A 17,491-nucleotide genomic window follows, 5' to 3' on the forward strand; every position below is an offset into this window, starting at 1 on the left:
GGGAGGGCCGCTTTGCGCTTCTAGCTCCCTGCCGAGGACGGGTCGCTGTCGACGGTGCCCACACTGTCGGGTCCGAGGTAGCGGAAGGCTACGACGGCGATGTCGTCCGACGGATGCCCGCCGGCGTGTTCCTCGGCTGTCGCCAGCAGGCGTTCGACGACTACCTGAGGTGAGGCGTCACCTAGCGAGTCAAGCACGTCCCGGACACCGCTCTCGCCAAGGAACTCCGATCCGCGCCTTGAGTCGATCAACCCATCCGTGTACATGACGAACCGGTCTCCGATTTCGAGCCGTGACTCGTACTCCTCGAAGATGCTGTCGGGATCGACGCCGAGCGGAAGGTTCCTCACGGTGATGTCCTCGGCACATCCCGCGATCGTGCATACGACCGGGGCAGGATGCCCGGCGCACGCGACGCTCATGACTCCCGTGCCGAGATCGAGGACCCCGTAGATTGCCGTGATGAAGCGAGCTTCATCAATCTGCTGCGTGATCGCACGGTTCGCGGATGTGAGTACTTGTGCTGGGCGGTCCTCCCGGTATGCGAACGCCCGTATCGTGCTGCGTGCCATGGCGGTGAGCGTGGCCGCCTCAAGTCCCTTGCCCGCGACATCTCCTACCACGAATGCGACACGTCCCGGGTGAGCCTCGAACACGTCGTAGAAGTCACCGCCGATCCTTGTCAGCTCGGCGACACTGCGATACGCCATCGCTAGGTCGACACCGGGAATCTCGGGAGCTGCGGTAAGAAGGGCTGCCTGGAGCGTATCGGCAATGCGGTGCTGGGACTCGTACAGGCGTGCATTCTCGATGAACAGCGTGAGCATGACAGAGAGCTTCCGCGCGAAGTCGATCTCATCCTCGGTGAAGGCGTGTGGCTCCCCATGGAAGTTTACGTACAGAATGCCTATCCGCTCCTCGCGGAAGCGCATCGGGACGGCCATGGCCGAGGAAATGCCAAAGAGGTGCATCGTGGCCGAGTTTGCGCGGGGGTCTCCGGGCGCGTCGTCGAGAGCCAGCGGTTCGCTGTCGTCCTCGTCCCTGATCGGGATGGGCACGTCGGCATCCGTGAACGTGCTGCCGATGATGTCCTCGGGAAACTGCCATGCATGAACCGGTACCCACAGGTCGCCTTCGCGCAACATGATGGAGGCACTGTCGGCATCCAGGGCGGCGCCGGTCTCCTCGACCACGCGCCATAGGACCTCATCGATATCGAGAGAAGCGAGGATCGTCTGGTCGATGGCAGCGAGGGCGGCGTTGAGATCGCGGGAGGCGCGGAGGCGATACTCTGCACGCTTGCGACGGTCAATGTCCTCAACCGTTGCGATGAAGTACTTCGGGGCGCCCTCTTCGGTGGTGAGCAGCGTGCGGGTCGTATTGACCCAGATCACGGACTTGTCCTTGCGAATGTAGCGTTCTTCGAGGTCGTAGTCCGCGATCAGCTCGCCTACGAGAGCGTCGTCCAGCTTGCGCTGGCGCACGAGGTCTTCGGGATGCGTGATCGCGTCCGGCGACAGCTCCAGCAGCTCGTCAACGGGGTAGCCGGTGATGTTCGCGAACCGCGGGTTGACCGTCAGCCACGAGCCGTCAAGTCCGACGTGCGCGATTCCAAGACTTGCCTGCTCGAATGTCGACCGGTACCGGACTTCGCTGTCGCGAAGCGCATCAGCAGTCTGGGTCAGTTCGCGAAACAGAACGTCGTACGGCCGCGTCAGCCCGATGTAGACGACCGCGCGATACAGCGCGAAGTAGGCGATGATGCGTACGAAATGGCCGGCCAGGTTCCACGGTCCGAAGGGATGCGCGTACAGCGTGAACATCACCTCGGCGAGAGCGGAGGTCGCTATGCTGAGCGCGATGAATCGGGACACCCCTGGATCGAAGTGGCGGCGGGCGCGTGCGAACAGGGAAAGACCCACGAGAAACGCGGCAACGACGACCCACTCGCTCCAAATCTTGAACGGTGTCAGTCCTGAGTCCTCGATGAACGCCCGGGGAAAGATCCCTGCGATGATCGAGCCCACAAGCAGTACCGAGGCCGCTGCAAACACCCAGAACACCGTAGCTGGGCGCGCACGCCGGGTGACGAACAAGGGAGCCGCTAGAACCGCGACAGCCTGCAGGTAGCGTGCGGCCAGCCACAGCTGCGTGGGCAGGTCGGTGCTCACATCCGGGATAATACCGACCCCGCGGTAGGTGACTGCGTGCAGCAGGTCGATACCGGCCACGAAGAGGTAGGCGATCCCGAGAACGAGCAGGTAGCCGTTAGTGAAGTAGCGTCGGGCGTTCCATGTTACCGTGAACGCCAACGCTGCAACGACAACCGCGAAGAGCTCTACGAACAGGTGAAATGCCGGGTAACCAAGGGATTGTCGCACGATGAGAAGGACTCCTGCGACGGCGACCCAGCCGAGGGTGTAGGCAAACCAGCGGTTGTCGTACCGATGTTCGATCGTCATGGGTCCTCGTCCGCAGGCGAGAGCTGTTCGGGGTTTGTGATCCTGGGGTATCGTGACATGCGCCGCGGCACACGGGCAACCGCCCGGTGGTGGGCTGCGCTATCCTAGACGGGTGACCTAGGGGAAGGTGCGTGGGAGTACGTGATCGAGTTCGCCGAGATCACTGTTGGCCACGATGCGGGCGTCGGGTGTGTTCGCTGTCGCCCGACCCACCACATGATCGGTTCCTGCCGACCCAGGGAGGACATCGTTGCCGACATCGGATCGGCGGTCGACGGCTGGAGCTGGGGTTGCGGTCCGAACATCGTCCTGCTCGGCTGCGAGGCCTTCTCACATCCGGATCTGACCGAGGTCGTTGATTCTGCTGTTCGCGCCGGGGTAGTGCGCCTGTCCGTCAGGACAGATGGTGCGGCGCTTGCAGACCCGGACGCCGCTGAGCATTTCGTGCGCACGGGCGTGCGACGCATCGAGGTAACGCTTCTGGCCGGGTCCTCGGAGGTTCACGACAGGCTCACAGGGTCACCTGGAAGCTTCGACTTGGCCATCGCCGGAATGCGTGCATTTGCCGCGGCTTCGAGCTCGCAGGACGTCAAGACGACTCTGTCCGGCCTGGTCCCCGCATGCGAGCACAACATCACCGGCATCCCCGACACAGTCCTTGCCTTCGCCCAGGCGGGGGCAAGCGTCGTCACTGTTGATGCCTCGCGCGCGAAGCGGCGCGCTCACGTACCCTGGCTCCAGGCCGCGGCGCTCACGGGCGTGCTCAATGCCGTGTGGGTATCCATCGAGGGTATCGAGCCGGAGACGCTCGGCGAGGGGGCCGCGCACGCGGTGCCTGCCACGACTTGCAGGGGGGCTTGAGGTGTCCGCGGGTCCGCTGCGCGTGGCTCTGCTGGGGCTTAGTTCCTCCGGCTATCAGTCGCTTGCCCTTGGCTACCTGAGGGCGTCCGCCGAAGCTGACTCGCGGCTTGCGGGACGGGTCGGATTCCAGACACTCGATCTGACGGTCGACCTTGATCCATGGTGGGTCGCGTTTCGCGTTGTCGACATGAGACCGGATGTCCTTGGCATATCTGTGACCTGCTGGAATGCGCGGAAGGTATACGAGTTGTGCGACATCGTTCGGGGAGCGATGCCGGAGATCACTATCGTCCTCGGCGGCCCGGAGGTCGGACCGATCGCCGAACGTGTCCTGGAGCTGAACCCGGCCGTCGACATCATCGTCAGAGGTGAAGGCGAGGAGACCTTCTCTGACCTTCTGGACACATTGTCGCGTGGAGGGAAACCCTGGCGCGTCGAAGGCGTCACAGCGCGTCGGGAGGGCTCGATCTCGTCCGCCCCTGACCGCTCCATAATCGGGACGCTCGACGCGATTGCTTCCCCGTACCTGTCCGGGGTATGTCAGCCCCTGGAGGGCTCCGCCTACATTGAGACATACCGGGGCTGCCCGCATAAGTGCGGGTACTGCTTCGAGGGCAAGGGATACGGGCGAGTGCGGTGCTTCTCGGACGAACGCGTCGAGGCCGAGGTAGCGGCGATCGTCGCGAGCGGCGTTCGCACATTCTCTTTCATCGACCCCGTGTTCAACCTGACCCGCGAACGGCTCGGTTGGCTCGCGGGTCTCATGGAGCCGTATGCGCGGGAGGGTGTCAGACTGCACACCATCGAGGTCGATATCGAGCGCATCGGTGCCGAGGAGGCAGCTCTGCTGAAGATGGCGGGAGTCATGTCCGTGGAGACCGGGCCCCAGACGGTGGGGAGTGCCGCGCTCGCTATCTGCCGGCGGTCCTTCGATCGCGACCGGTTCGCCGCCGGAGTGGGGGCCCTGCGTGCAGAGGGAATCAGCGTCGAGTGTGATTTCATCGTCGGGCTGCCCGGCGACACGCTTCAGGACTTCCTGGACGGCCTTCGCTTCGCACTCACGCTCGATCCCGGGAAGATCCAGATATCGACGCTTCATGTGCTGCCGGGGACCGACCTGTGGGAACGCGCGGACGAGTTCGGTCTCGTATTCCGCGAGGAGCCGCCGCACGAGGTGGTGTGTACCGCGCAGATGAGCTTCACGGATCTTCGCCGGGCTGAGGTCCTCGGCAGTTCGGTTGTTGCGCAGTACAGCGCCCGCACGGGTCCGCCGGTCGCAGGGGCGGTGGCGTCGTGAGTGGTGTCTCGCGCCGCGCGCAGGCGATTCGGCCGTTCGTGGTCATGGACATCGTTGCGCGGGCGAAGGAACTTCAGGCTCAAGGTCGTGACATCGTTCGGCTCGAGATCGGCGATCCTGACCTTCCCACGCCGGATGTTGTCAAGCGGGCCGCCGAGGAAGCGATGGAGCGTGGGGACACGGGGTATACGCAGTCTCTCGGCATCCCCGATCTTCGCGACGCCGTATCCCGGCACTATGCGCGGACATACGGCGTCGAGGTTGACCCGGATCACATCATCGTCACCCAGGGCACGTCTCCGGCGATGCTGCTGCTCTTTGGCGCTCTGCTCGATCCCGGCGACGAAGTGATCGTCTCCGATCCGTGCTACACGGCCTACCCGAACTACATCGATTTCCTTGGCGGCGCTACCGTTCGTGTCCCTGTGCGTGCCGAGGAGGGCTATCGCTTCCGGCCTGAGGAGGTGCGCGCGGCGATCACGCCACGGACCAGGGCGGTGATGATCAACTCGCCGGCCAACCCGATGGGGACGACTCTCGGACCCGATGACCTTCGTGCTCTGGCGCAGATTGCCGAGGAGACCGGCGTCTACATCGCGAGCGATGAGATCTACCACGGGCTGTGCTTCGACAGTGAGGATCGCTCGATCCTGCAGTTCACCGACCGCGCGTTCGTGCTGAACGGCTTCTCCAAGACGTATGCCATGACCGGGTGGCGGCTGGGATACCTCATCGCGCCAGAGGAGTTCGTCCGTCCTGCCGAGAAGATTCAGCAGAACTTCTTCCTGTGCGCGAATCACTTCGTGCAAGTCGCCGGCGTTGTTGCGCTGGAGAAGACAGATGCGGAGGTCGCGCGGATGAAAGCGATCTATGACGAACGGCGGCGCTTCCTGGTCCCGGCTCTGAGGGACATTGGTCTGCTGGTGGCTTCTGAGCCTTCGGGCGCGTTCTATGTGTTTGCGGACGCCCGCGCGTGGGGTTCGGACTCTCTCGTTCTCGCCCGTCGTCTACTCGAGGAGGTCGGCGTCTCCGTTGCGCCCGGCATCGACTTCGGGGCAGGCGGCGAAGGCTTCCTGCGCTTCAGCTATGCTACCTCCCTTGATCGTCTGCGGGAGGGCGTCGAACGCCTGCGTGTGTGGGCGGACGAGAACGTGCATGCGTGAGGCGGTGCTCCCCGAGTTGCGGTTCCGGGCGTTGAGCCCGATGATGACCGGCAAGGATGTGCAGTCATCCCGCGGAATCATCCATTCGTCGCGGGAAGCTCCAGCTTCTTGGGAGCAACGACGATGAACACTGTAGTATGTGATGTACGACACTGTGCAGCGGCATGGAAGTTGCTTTCATTTGAGAGACACCAACCAGTCGCTGCATGGCGCAACCGAGGGGACACGAGACGTGATCGATAGTTGGGGCAAGGCCGACCTCCACATCCATACCGCTCACAGCGATGGCATCGCGCGGGTCCCCGAGGTAATGGACTACGTGCAGGAGCACACGGACCTGCAGGTAATCGCCATAACCGATCACAACACGATCGAAGGGGCCCTGTTTGCCAAGTCCCTGGAGGAGCTCTACGACTTCGAGGTCGTCGTGGGCGAGGAGATCTCTTCCCGTTCCGGCCACATCATCGGCCTATACCTGGAGCACCCGATTCGGGCGGGACTATCGGCCGCTGAGACCATCTCCCGAATCAACGAGCAGAACGGTGTGGCGATCATCCCGCACCCGTTCTCGAATCAGGGGGTCTTTGGTCCATTCGGCATGAACGCATTCGGTGCTGCGCTCAACGACCTGGCGTTTCACGCGCTCGAGGTCTACAACTCGATGCCGTTCCTGGTCTATGCGAACCGGGTCGCTTCAATGATGTTCGCGGGTGGACAGGGTATCGCCGCGACAGGGGGATCCGATGCCCACGTGCTGCATGGCATCGGCAAGGGCTACACCGTCTTCAAAGGGTCAACGGCCGAGGAGCTAAGGACCAGCATCGACAATCTCGAGACGCGTGCCGAAACCGGTCGCGGGGGCTTGTCTGTGGCCTTGCGCTACGCGTTCCGCGACCCGCAGATCCGTCGCCAGCAATCGCTGAACTGGGAGCGCTGCAAATCCCCCGCACGCTCGTAGTGCGGCGTGCGCACCGATCCACGATCCAGGACCGCTGTACTCTCCGTACGGTGCCCTAGCGTCGTTCCAGGTCCGATTTGGCTGCCAGTACAGCGCTCCTCAGCGCCTCCGCAACCACCGGGTCTTCCCCCCACGCGGACAGGCGAGTCACGTATACGTGTGAATCGACGCGTGCCTGGCGCATTGCAACAGTCAGGTCGAGAACAGTCGAGACCGACTCAAGCGGGTAGCACGCGGGGACGACAAGTATTCGTGTGCATCCGAGTGCTGCAAGATGGCGAACTGTCTCGGTCACGTCGGGAGGACGCCAGTCCGCCCAACACAATCGGATGTTGTTCTCCGCAAGGCCCTTCTCGATGAGTGTTATCCGCACCCTGTTCACGAATGCGTTCTCCTGCACGTCGAACCCGGCGTGCGTGCGTTCCCGGCCCTCGGACTGCCCGTGCATGAGAAGTGCGACACCGGTGGTCGAGGGATTCTGTGTGCTTGCCGCGATGCGCGCTGAGACCATGTTGACGATGCGATCTGACGCCCACAGCGGAGAGGTGTAGACGACTTCGAGGCCGGCGGCTTCGGGTCGCAGCGTATCAATCGATGCCTTGGCCCGGTCAATATCGAATGACTCCGCCACTGAGAGCGCGGCGACGATAATGCGGCGAAACCCACGGCGGTAGAGCCGCGCGACGTTTGCAGCGAGGGACTCCTTGCTGCCGCAAGTCACGAGATCGACGCGAGGGAACTGCTCTCGCCCAAGAAGCCCTTGAAGCTGGGCTGTGACAGACCGCGCCTGTGCGGCGGCGGGACTACGTCCTCCCACAGCACGGTAGCGCGCCTTCTGAGCAGCATACAGAAACGGCGTGATACCTATGCCTGCTTCCGGCAGCCCGGCGTCAGCGAGGTCGATCAGGTCGCGCGCGGTTGCGGACGGATCGTACGTTTCGGGCTCGATGCACGCCAAGACGACGACTGCTATTGGATTCCCGTCCGAGATGGGACCCTCATCCACCAGTTCCACCGAGGGTGTCCGGGAAGCCATGTGAGTCAAGACCGAAGAGGCAAGGCCAAACCCGCCTCCAACGACGCCAAGGGCAAGAAGCGCAGCGAAGAGGGTGACCTCGGTCCTTCCGTACGCGATGACGATGCGAGCGAGGCCAGCGCCAACGAGGCTGGTTGAAACGAGCGCAACGACCAAAGCGAGCGGTTCGCGCGAGCGCTTCAAGCTCAAGAGTCCCACGACGGCAGCTCCGGTCACCAACGCGCCGCCGAGGAGTTCTATCCAAGCAATCGTGGGCACACCCGGAACCTCTCTACGCATGTCATCCGATAATACCCCTAGTGAAGCCATCGGGATTGACAGCGATACCCCAGGGGGTATACTTGATACGTACGCAGTATATGAGGACAGATCGTGAGGAGTAACTCCATGGATGGTTCAGTGAGAGATGTTTCGAGCAAGGACTTCACTTCCGAGGTTCTAGATGCGAGCATGCCGGTGGTCGTGGATTTCTGGGCTCCATGGTGCGGGCCGTGTCGGGTCGTTGGTCCGGAGATTGAGAAACTCGCCGCGACGATGGGCGATTCGGTGAAGTTCGTGAAGGTCAACATCGATGACAACCGGGAGCTTGCCGTCACGTATGGAGTCATGAGCATCCCGACGATAGCCAAGTTCGAACGCGGGAGCCTGGTTGCACAGGTGGTTGGCACCCGAGGTGCGGACGGACTTCGTGCGGAACTCGCGCTTGCTGCGAGCTGATAAGATTGCCTACGTATGACCTGCAGTGTCAGGATTGTCGGGAGCGGTTCGAGTTGTTCGTCCCGCGCCTGATCCGGGACGAGGACAAGATCTGTCCGCGTTGTGGTTCGGATCGTGTGAAGACCGGCGTAGGCGGCGGGCTCCTTGGCCGGGGTACCAGGGCGACGAATCCCTCGTGCGGCACAGGGGGATTCACGTGAGGATGAGCTAGGCCCTTCGGACGAAGGGCAGACGAGGCGGCTCTGTGGAATACGCCTACAAACGTGTTGGGACCATGAACTTCACCAAGACGATCGAAGCCGTGGAGCGATCAGCTCGCGACCACGGCTTCGATGTGCTTCACTACCACGACATCACAGCGGCGCTCGCCGCCAAGGGGTTTCCGATTCGTCCGCTTGCGATCTTCGAGATCGCTCCTGCGGGCGTGGAGCTGGAAGTGCCGGTCTCCCTGCTCATGCCATGCCGGGTCAACGTTTACGAGCAGGATTCGGAAGTCGTCATCGCCGCGCTCCGGCCTACGCTCTTCAGTGCTGTCTACCCCGAGCACGGACTCGACGAGATAGCTCTCGAGTTCGAGAAGGCCGTGGTAGCGGTCGTGGACGGAGCGGTTGGCTGACCGTTCCGTCTACTGGACGCACGACGAGTACTTGAGGAACACGGCGATTGCATCGTCGATCAGCTCGTCCCGGGTCTTGTCAGTGTCATCGATCAGGCAGCGCTTCATCGAGTGCCCGATGATGTGCATCCCGACCTGATTGAGTGCCGACTTGGCCGCCATGATCTGGGTGAGGACGGCCTCACATTCCTTCTCGGACTCGATCATTGTCTGCAGGCCGCGAATCTGACCTTCGAGACGTTTGAGACGGTTGATGATGCGCCGGCGCTCGCTGTCGTCGGGGATGGTTGCGGAGATGTCAGCCATTGGTCGCTCCCGGTCTTTGGATTGCGGTATTATTGGGCGTTGCCTGTAGGATAATATACCCCCTGGGGGTATGCCACACAACCGTGCGGGAGAACCATGGGCTATCGCAGGGAGGAAGGTGCAGGGGCGGGAGCGTCGCCCAGGGTACGCCGGATCAGGCGGATCCTGTGGGCGATTCTCGTCCTGAACCTCGCGGTCGCCGTCGCGAAGATGGCCTGGGGGTATGTCACGGGCTCGGTGGCGATGCAGGCAGACGGCTTCCATTCACTGTTTGACGGCGCTTCGAACGTCGTGGGACTTGTTGGGATGTACGTCGCCGGCCGGCCCGCCGACCGCGAGCACCCCTACGGCCACGGCAAGTTCGAGACGTATGCATCAGCGGCCATCGGCGCGATGCTCGCATTGGCTGCATACCGCGTGGGCAGCAGTGCCATCCATGCGCTCGTTGACGGTGGCGCACCGCCCCGCGTCGACGCGGTGTCCTTCGGGATCATGATCGGCACGCTCGCTGTCAACATCGGTGTCACGACGTATGAGCGTCGCGTGGGACGCAAGCTCGGTAGCGAGATTCTCGTCGCGGACGCAAGCCATACGGGAAGCGATGTTCTCGTGAGTCTCGGCGTTATCGCTGGGCTGGTGGCCGTGCGTCTCGGCTTCCCGATCGCCGACCCGATCATCGCGCTCGGGGTATCCGTAGCGATCGCATACACCGCATGGGCGGTCTTTCGACAGGCCAATGAGACCCTGTCGGACAGCGCCCGCATCGACCCGGGAGAGATTTGCGGAGCGGCCTGCCTGGTCGAAGGTGTCCTTGGCTGCCACAGTGTCCGGACGCGCGGTTCGGAGTCGGAGGTCTACGTCGATCTGCATATCCAGGTCGACCCGTCGTCTACTGTCAAGGAAGGACATGCCGTGGCCGAGGAGGTCGAGCGCGCAGTCTGCGTGGCCTTCCCTTCGGTGGTCGACGTGATAGCGCACCTGGAGCCTCTCGACGAATACCAGGCGTCAAAGACCGCCGAGGAGATCGATGCCGGTCTCGTCTGATCAACCCTCGCACGCCTGGAAGGGCTACGCTCTTGCCGTGTTGGCTGCTGCGAGCTGGGCCACCGGCGGGCTCACGGCGAAGTGGCTCTTCAGTCCGCTTGACGCCACGACGTCGGCGTGGCCGCTTCCTCCACTCGGAATGCAGATCGATCCAGCCGTTCTGTCGGGAGCCCGTGCTCTGACGGCCTTTGCGTTGCTTGCCGCGTATCTCGTGTTTCACAGACCGGGCGAGATCCGGGTGTCCATCCGGGAGGTGCCGTTTCTTGCCGTCTTCGGGGTCTTCGGTCTCGCGGCGGTCCACTTCACCTACTTCAAGGCGATCTCCTACACGAACGTCGCCACGGCGATTCTGCTGGAGTACCTGGCGCCTGTGATCGTGTTGGTCTTCTCCGTGGCTTTCCTCGGTGAGCGTCTGACGTGGTCGCTCCCCGCCGGTGTGGCACTTTCGATAACGGGGTGTGCGTTGGTCGTGGGCGCAGCATCACCCGGTGGCATAGTCGTGTCGGTCCGGGGCGTCGCGTGGGGTCTGGCCGCCGCGGCGTTCTTCGCCCTTTACTCTCTCCTCGGAAAGCACGCCGCAGGGCGATTCTCGCCCTGGAGACTACTTGTCTTTGGGCTCGGGTTCGCGACGCTGTTCTGGGTCATCTACTTGCGCGGTGTCACCGCGATCTTCGGGGCCATGTCGTCTCCGGGCGGAGCAGCGTCAATCGTGTACGTGGCGGTCGTGAGCACGATCGTTCCGTTCTCGGCTTTCCTCAAGGCGTTGCACTATATCGATGCAACCCGGGCGACTGTGACCGCCACTCTGGAGCCCGTGATAGCGGGAATCGCCGCATGGTTGCTCCTCGGCGAGACCTTCGACGGCACGCAGCTTGCCGGAGGCGCGTTCGTCATGTGCGCGATTCTGCTTGTTCAGCGCACGGGACACGCTAGGGAGTCGCTGCCGCCAGCCACGTAGGAGACCCGGTCCCGTGGGGCCGCGGCAAGGTCCGCGCAGAGTGGTATATAGTTTGCTAGGGCGCGGTATTTCCTCGGCGCCCGCAGGTGCGGATCACCCCCCGGAGGAGCACCGTGGAGCTCGGTCAGCGACCAGAACTGCGACAGAAGGTCACCCTGTCGCCTCAGGTCTACCAGGGACTGAGTATTCTGGCGATGCCCATCGCCGATCTCGAGCTTCTCGTGGAGGCGGAGATGCTGGAGAATCCACTCCTCGAGGTCGACGAGCTCGAGTCGGAACCCGATGAGATGGAAGACGAGCGCGTGGAGTCGGCCGAGGAAGAACGAGCCTGGGACGATTGGCTCGAGATGTACGACGAGCTCGAGTCCATGGACACCTCGGCCCCCCGGGATCCCAATGCCGAAGCGCCCAATACCGAGGAGTACGTCGGCGGCGTTCTCTCATTCAGCGACTACCTGATAGACCAGGTGGCACTACTCGATACTCCCGACGATGTCAGCCGTGCGGCGCGCGCAGTGATCGGCTTGCTTGATGGCGATGGTTTCTTCGAGGGGGATTGCGCGGAGATAGCCGCGCTCGCCGGTGTTTCGGGCGAGTCAGCGGAGCAGGGTCTTGGCGTCGTTCAACAACTCGATCCCCCCGGCGTCGGGGCCAGGAATGTGATCGAGGCCCTGATGATTCAATCGGCGTACCTGGGTCTTGAGGAGCCTCTGCTCGAGCGGCTGATCCGTTCGCATCTCGATGACGTCGCGGCGAGCCACTTCCGCAAGATCTCTCGTGCACTGCGTGTCGACGAGCGGGAGATATGGCGGCTCGTCGACGTGCTGAAGACATTGAACCCTCGTCCGGCAGGTGCGTTCTCGCCCGGCCCGTCGCCCGGGTACATCGTTCCGGACGTGACTCTGCGTCGCTTCGACGACGAGTGGCTCATCGTTTCGAACAACGAGTCCATCCCGACCCTACGCGTCAGTCCGAAGTACCGCTCCATGTTGCGTTCCGGCTCAACAGCCGACGAAGACACCAGACGCTACCTTCGCGAGAAGATTCGGTCGGCCGAGAGCTTCATCAAGAACATCGACCGCCGCAAGGACACGGTGAGCAGGATCATCCGCATCATCCTGGAGGTTCAGGATGAGTTCTTCAAGGACGGTAGGGGCGATTTGAGGCCGTTGCGTCTCGAAGACGTGGCGGTCGAATTGGGGGTCCACCTCTCGACCGTCAGTCGTGGAGTGACGGCCAAGTACATGGCGACCCCGTATGGGCTATTCGAGCTCAAGCACTTCTTCAGCGGTGGGTATCGGACGCGGCAAGGCGTAGATGTCTCTTCGACAAGCATCAAGCAGCACCTCAAGGGCATTGTGACCGCCGAAGACCCCAACCACCCGTTCTCGGATCAGAGACTCGCTGAGACGCTTTCCGACGAAGGCGTTCAGGTGGCTCGCAGGACGGTCGCGAAGTACCGGGAGGAACTCGGAATCGAGCCCTCGTGGGCGCGGAAGAGGCGACCGTGAGCGAACCCACGACGACATTGAAGCCCGGTGCGGAGAATCCCAACGGAACCCGGAGGGCAACCCGCAACAGAGCGGTCCGTGCGGTTGGCCTTGTGGCCGCGATGCTTGTCGCCGTCACCGTGCTCCATCTCTTCACGGCTGTTAGCGGCGGCAACACCATGATTCATCTGCTCTACCGGCGGCTGTACTACATTCCGATTCTCTATGCGGCGTTCGTGTTCGGGAAGCGGGGTGGCCTTCTCGCGGCTCTTGGGGCCTCGACACCTTTCGCGCTGCACGCACAGGTGTCACTCGGTGGCTTGTTCGGGGCGCATGCGGATAACACGTATGAGGTGGTGATGTACTTCGCCATGGGAGTGCTGTTCGGTACTCTTCGCGACATGGAGGAACGCAAGACTCACGACCTCCGACAGGTGAGTCTGCGCCTTGAGGATGCGTACAAGAAGCTTGAGGAGCGCGCGATTCAGCTCATCAACATCCAGGACTACACGCAATCCATCCTGCGTTCGATCACCTCCGGTGTCTTGACGGTGGGTCCGGATGGATCTGTGACGACGGTGAACCCGGCTGCCGAGCGCATGCTGGGCATCTCCGAGTACGAGATGGTTCCCAAGCCGATCGGCGCCGTCCTGAAGGACGACGGGGGGTTGTCCGCCGATGTCGAGAAGGTGCTGTCAGGACGCCTTCCCCTGACGTTGCGGGAGGTCAAGGTTGTCACGCAGTCTGACAAGACCATTCATGTCCAGGCTTCCACCTCCCGTATGCGCGCCGTCGGAGGTCGCATCCTTGGCGCCGTTGTGACTGTCGAAGACATCTCGGAGGTCAAGAGCCTCACGGAGCAGCTGATCCGTGCCGACCGTCTGGCGGCAATGGGTGAGTTGACAGCGGGCGTGGCTCACGAGGTGCGCAACCCCCTCGGGATCATCCGGGCGTCCGTACAGCTTCTCGAAGAGAGCAAGTGCGACGAGGACCGAATCCGTGAGGCTGCCGGCGTGATCAAGCAGGAGATCGATCGGTTGGACAAGGTGATCAAGGCCTTGCTGGACTTCGGGAGGCCGAGCAAGCCGACGTTCGTCGAGACCGATGTCGAGAGCGTGCTGAGTGATGTGGTTCTCTTCACCAAGCGGTTTGCGAAACAGGCTGACGTGGCGATCGAAGAGCACTTCTCGGCCAGCCTCCCTCTTGTCCATGCCGATCCCGATCAGTTGAAGCAGGTGTTCCTGAATCTCGTGACCAATGCAGTCCAGGTAATGGAGGAATCCGGGGGGACTATCGCAATCGAGACTGGCCATGTGCCGGGCTACGTCTTCGTCACCGTGTCAGATACCGGGCCCGGCATTTCGGAAGCATCCCTCGGCAAGGTGTTCGATCCCTTCTTCTCCACGCGCGACGAAGGCACCGGTCTTGGACTGACGATGGTACACAGAATCATCGACGAGCATGATGGGCATATCGAAGTGGGGAGCGGGTCAGACGGAACCGTGTTTCGCGTGTCACTTCCCGTGGCGGCCCACAACGACATTGATGAGGAGTGACAAATGAAGCAGCGCGTGCTGATCGTCGATGACGAGAAGAACATGCGTTGGGTGCTCGCCCAAGCGCTGGAGGCGGTGGGTTTCGATGTGGGCCAGGCCGCGGACGGCAAGGAAGCGCTCGCAGCCGTAGCGGACCAGGAGCCAGACATAATGGTGCTCGACCACCGCATGCCCGCTCCCGACGGCATGGAGGTGCTGCGCCGTTTGCGCGCCGAGGGCAGGACGTTCCCCGTCATCATGCTGACGGCGCATGGCAACGTGGCCACGGCAGTAGACGCGATGAAGGCCGGCGCCAACGAGTACCTGACGAAGCCGTTCGATCTCGAGGAGCTAAAGCTCGCCATCGAGAAGGCTCTCAGGTTGAGTACCCTCGCCGCCGAGGTCGAAAGGCTGCGAGAGGAGCTGGATCGCGAGTACGATGTCGAGGGCATCGTCGCTGCAGACGAACGCATGACCGGTGTTCTCGAGACGGTCCAGCGCGTTGCGCCGACCAGTGCGACGGTGATGATCTATGGCGAGTCGGGTACCGGCAAGGAGTTGGTGGCCCGCGCGATACATGCTCTGTCCGAGCGCTCATCCAAGCCCTTCGTGTCGGTGAGCGCTGGCGCGCTTCCCGAGACACTCCTCGAAAGCGAGCTCTTTGGATTCGAGAAGGGGGCATTCACCGGCGCGATCACCGCCAAACCGGGTCGATTCGAACTCGCGAACAGTGGGACGCTGTTCCTCGACGAGGTCGGTGACATCCCTCCGTCGGTGCAGGTCAAGCTGCTTCGCGTGCTCCAGGAGCGGCAATTCGAGCGCCTCGGCGGTACGCGCACGATCGAGGTGGACGTGCGGGTAGTAGCTGCGACCAATCGCGACCTGCAGCAGCTCATCGCCGAGGACATGTTCCGCGAAGACCTCTTCTACCGGCTTAACGTCGTGCCGGTCACCCTTCCGCCCCTGCGCAAGCGTCCGGGAGACATTGCGCCGCTGGTCGCGCATTTCCTCGACAAGTACAACGCGGGTAGCCGAACCATCTCAAGTGAGGCGATGGAGGCAATGGCGGCGTACCAGTGGCCGGGTAATGTGCGCGAACTGGAGAACACGATCGAGCGGATACTGATTCTGGCTCATGGTGACGAGATCGGTATCGGAGACTTGCCAGCAGAAGTGAGACTGGGCTCCATCGCGTGCGACAGGTCGGCAGTCGGAATCGTGCTGCCAGAAGACGGATGCAGCCTGGAAGAGGTCGAGCTAGACCTCATCCGTCAGGCGCTTGACCGTAGCGGCGGGGCCGCTCCGAAGGCGGCGAAACTATTGGGGCTGACCACCAAGACTCTTGAGGCCCGGATGGCGCGCCTGGGGTTGTGATGCGCGCGACTGCCGTTCCCGTTTCTTGGCACACGCCTTGCAACTCCAGTGCTGACAGCTCGATGAACCGGGAAATCGTGGACCGCATACACCTCACACGAACGTACCTTCTTGCACCGATAGCAGTCGTCGCCACGGCGGCCGCCGCCGCGTTAGTGATCGCCATCGAGACGGGCGGCGGGATCGGTGGCTGTACGTCAACTGCTGCATTCCGGTGGTTCGTGCCGCTGCTTGCTGCTGCGGTGATCGGCGGAGTAGCGATCATGCTGCTCGAGGGCTCTCCTTCCGAGTCCGCTTCCACCGACACGCTGCAATCGGGCACGTGCGCGGTCTGCGGTTCGGCAATCATGGATGAGTGGAAGCTCTGTCCGCATTGCGGTGCGCTTCTTGAGTGCGATGTCAGGATGCCGCTGACGGGCGCCGGATACGGAGAGCGCGAGAACTGAGCCGATCGTGGATGTATTCCTGCTCATGCTCGGTCTGGGACTTGTGACGAGCGTCCACTGCGTTGCGATGTGTGGAACCCTTGTGGCGACCTATGCGCTCAAGGAAGGCTCCTCAGGGCGAGTCTCACAGGGCATGACACCTCACCTGGTGTACCAGTCCGCAAAGATCCTCAGCTACGTCCTCGTGGGCTTGATTCTTGGCACATTGGGTGAAGTCTTCGACCTGGCCGGGGTGCGCGGATGGGTGCAACTTGCCGCTGGCCTCTTCATGGTGTTGCTCGGCATCAACATGCTGGGCCGGTTCCCGCTGCTCAGGAAGCTCGCCCTGAGAACCCCGCGTGCCGTGACTGCGGCGCTCGTGCGCACGCGCAAGAAGGCCTTGGCCGAGGAGAGAGAAGACTCCCACAACCTCGTCACGCCCGCGACCTTCGGCCTACTGACAGGCCTGATGCCCTGCGGGCCCTTGCAGGCAGCGCAGTTGTCGGCCGCAGCAACCGGTAGCGCCTTGTCGGGAGCCACAGCGATGCTCGGCTTCGGCCTCGGCGCTGCACCCTTGATGCTGGCGTTCGGCCTGGGGTCCGGCTACCTGGGATCGGCATTCAAGAAGCGTATGACTGCGGTTGCGGCCATTGCGATCATCGTGCTCGGGCTGGTGATGTTCAATCGCGGATCCATGTTGGTCGGGTCACCCTTGACGCTCCGAGCCGCGAAGCAGGCCGTCATGGGTTCGGCGGCCCGGACCGAGGCGAGTCCTGAGTATCGCGCAGGCGCCGACGGCGTCATCGAGATCGATCTGGTCATCCAGAACACCCGGTTCGTGCCCGAAACAGTCTCGGTCCCGGTTGACCGTCCGTTCAGGCTCGTCGTGGAACGCCGGGAAGACGGTGCGTGCTCCGACCAGATCGCTGTTCCGCAGGTCGGCATCCTGGCAGACCTGGCGCCCAACGGCGTCACGGCTGTCGAGTTTCCGCCAATGGGATCCGGTGCGTACACTTTGACCTGCGGAATGGGGATGATGTCCGGCAGGATCTTGGCCGGTGATGCTGCTGCCGAGGTCACGGGAACGCCGATTGTGGGCATAGCACTAGGAGCGCTACTCGTCGGCATCTTCGGCTACGCCGCAAGTCGCAAGACACGGCCGCGAGATGGCGCGGCGCTAGGTTGATCGCCACGGAGTTGGCACTTGGTTCGCAACGCGTTACACCTGCATGTTCGACGTGCTGTCGGC

Annotated in this window: 16 protein-coding genes; 13 read left to right on the forward strand and 3 right to left on the reverse strand. The window is 62.8% G+C overall.

The window, feature by feature from the left end; genetic code table 11:
• Positions 1-20: 20 nt before the first annotated feature.
• Entirely contained in the window at positions 21-2,462 is a 2,442-nt protein-coding gene (locus tag Q8K99_09180) for an MASE3 domain-containing protein (GenBank protein ID MDP2182725.1), read from the reverse strand.
• Between the two features lie 141 nt (positions 2,463-2,603).
• Here Q8K99_09180 and Q8K99_09185 point away from each other — a divergent pair, with 141 nt between their 5' ends.
• The 4 genes from Q8K99_09185 to Q8K99_09200 all read left to right on the forward strand — a co-directional run bounded on the left by Q8K99_09185 (position 2,604) and on the right by Q8K99_09200 (position 6,741).
• A complete protein-coding gene (locus tag Q8K99_09185; protein MDP2182726.1) occupies positions 2,604-3,323 on the forward strand; it encodes a radical SAM protein in 720 nt (239 codons plus the stop codon).
• 1 nt (position 3,324) lies between these two features.
• Positions 3,325-4,620 carry a radical SAM protein gene (locus Q8K99_09190; GenBank protein MDP2182727.1) on the forward strand — a complete coding sequence of 432 codons (1,296 nt, stop codon included), beginning with the start codon at positions 3,325-3,327 and terminating at the stop codon, positions 4,618-4,620.
• Positions 4,617-5,783, forward strand: coding sequence for a pyridoxal phosphate-dependent aminotransferase (locus tag Q8K99_09195; protein MDP2182728.1), 1,167 nt, complete (start codon positions 4,617-4,619; stop codon positions 5,781-5,783). The genes Q8K99_09190 and Q8K99_09195 overlap by 4 nt, the downstream gene beginning before the upstream one ends.
• A 232-nt stretch (positions 5,784-6,015) precedes the next feature.
• Positions 6,016-6,741: a CehA/McbA family metallohydrolase gene (locus Q8K99_09200; GenBank protein MDP2182729.1), complete on the forward strand. Its 726-nt coding sequence runs from the start codon at positions 6,016-6,018 to the stop codon at positions 6,739-6,741.
• Positions 6,742-6,796: 55 nt separating this feature from the next.
• Here the strand turns inward: Q8K99_09200 and Q8K99_09205 are convergent, their stop codons facing one another.
• The gene (locus Q8K99_09205) at positions 6,797-8,035 is read right to left on the reverse strand and encodes a ferrochelatase (protein ID MDP2182730.1); all 1,239 of its coding nucleotides are present in this window, start codon (positions 8,033-8,035) and stop codon (positions 6,797-6,799) included.
• Positions 8,036-8,164: 129 nt separating this feature from the next.
• On the opposite strand from Q8K99_09205, the gene trxA reads away from it, so the two are divergent.
• Positions 8,165-8,494, forward strand: coding sequence for a thioredoxin (trxA, locus tag Q8K99_09210; protein MDP2182731.1), 330 nt, complete (start codon positions 8,165-8,167; stop codon positions 8,492-8,494).
• Positions 8,495-8,738: 244 nt separating this feature from the next.
• Positions 8,739-9,110 (forward strand): DUF302 domain-containing protein, encoded by a 372-nt coding sequence (locus Q8K99_09215; GenBank protein MDP2182732.1) that lies wholly within the window; start codon positions 8,739-8,741, stop codon positions 9,108-9,110.
• A 9-nt stretch (positions 9,111-9,119) separates the two neighbouring features.
• Here the strand turns inward: Q8K99_09215 and Q8K99_09220 are convergent, their stop codons facing one another.
• Complete coding sequence (locus Q8K99_09220; GenBank protein ID MDP2182733.1) at positions 9,120-9,416, reverse strand: metal-sensitive transcriptional regulator; 297 nt, start codon at positions 9,414-9,416, stop codon at positions 9,120-9,122.
• Between the two features lie 96 nt (positions 9,417-9,512).
• On the opposite strand from Q8K99_09220, the gene Q8K99_09225 reads away from it, so the two are divergent.
• The 7 genes from Q8K99_09225 to Q8K99_09255 all read left to right on the forward strand — a co-directional run bounded on the left by Q8K99_09225 (position 9,513) and on the right by Q8K99_09255 (position 17,428).
• A complete protein-coding gene (locus Q8K99_09225) occupies positions 9,513-10,460 on the forward strand; it encodes a cation diffusion facilitator family transporter (protein MDP2182734.1) in 948 nt (315 codons plus the stop codon).
• A complete protein-coding gene (locus Q8K99_09230) occupies positions 10,444-11,418 on the forward strand; it encodes a DMT family transporter (protein MDP2182735.1) in 975 nt (324 codons plus the stop codon). The genes Q8K99_09225 and Q8K99_09230 overlap by 17 nt, the downstream gene beginning before the upstream one ends.
• A 113-nt stretch (positions 11,419-11,531) precedes the next feature.
• On the forward strand, positions 11,532-12,929 hold the full coding sequence (gene rpoN / locus Q8K99_09235; protein MDP2182736.1) for an RNA polymerase factor sigma-54: 1,398 nt from the start codon (positions 11,532-11,534) through the stop codon (positions 12,927-12,929).
• The gene (locus Q8K99_09240) at positions 12,926-14,464 is read left to right on the forward strand and encodes an ATP-binding protein (protein ID MDP2182737.1); all 1,539 of its coding nucleotides are present in this window, start codon (positions 12,926-12,928) and stop codon (positions 14,462-14,464) included. Before rpoN ends, Q8K99_09240 begins: the two co-directional genes overlap by 4 nt.
• Before the next feature lie 3 nt (positions 14,465-14,467).
• Positions 14,468-15,817, forward strand: a complete 1,350-nt coding sequence (locus Q8K99_09245; GenBank protein MDP2182738.1) for a sigma-54 dependent transcriptional regulator — start codon at positions 14,468-14,470, stop codon at positions 15,815-15,817.
• A 77-nt stretch (positions 15,818-15,894) separates the two neighbouring features.
• Positions 15,895-16,263 carry a hypothetical protein gene (locus Q8K99_09250; protein MDP2182739.1) on the forward strand — a complete coding sequence of 123 codons (369 nt, stop codon included), beginning with the start codon at positions 15,895-15,897 and terminating at the stop codon, positions 16,261-16,263.
• A gap of 7 nt (positions 16,264-16,270) precedes the next feature.
• Positions 16,271-17,428: a sulfite exporter TauE/SafE family protein gene (locus tag Q8K99_09255; protein ID MDP2182740.1), complete on the forward strand. Its 1,158-nt coding sequence runs from the start codon at positions 16,271-16,273 to the stop codon at positions 17,426-17,428.
• Positions 17,429-17,491: the final 63 nt, after the last annotated feature.

It is taken from the genome of Actinomycetota bacterium, assembly GCA_030682655.1.
Classification (GTDB): Bacteria; Actinomycetota; Coriobacteriia; order Anaerosomatales; family JAUXNU01; genus JAUXNU01.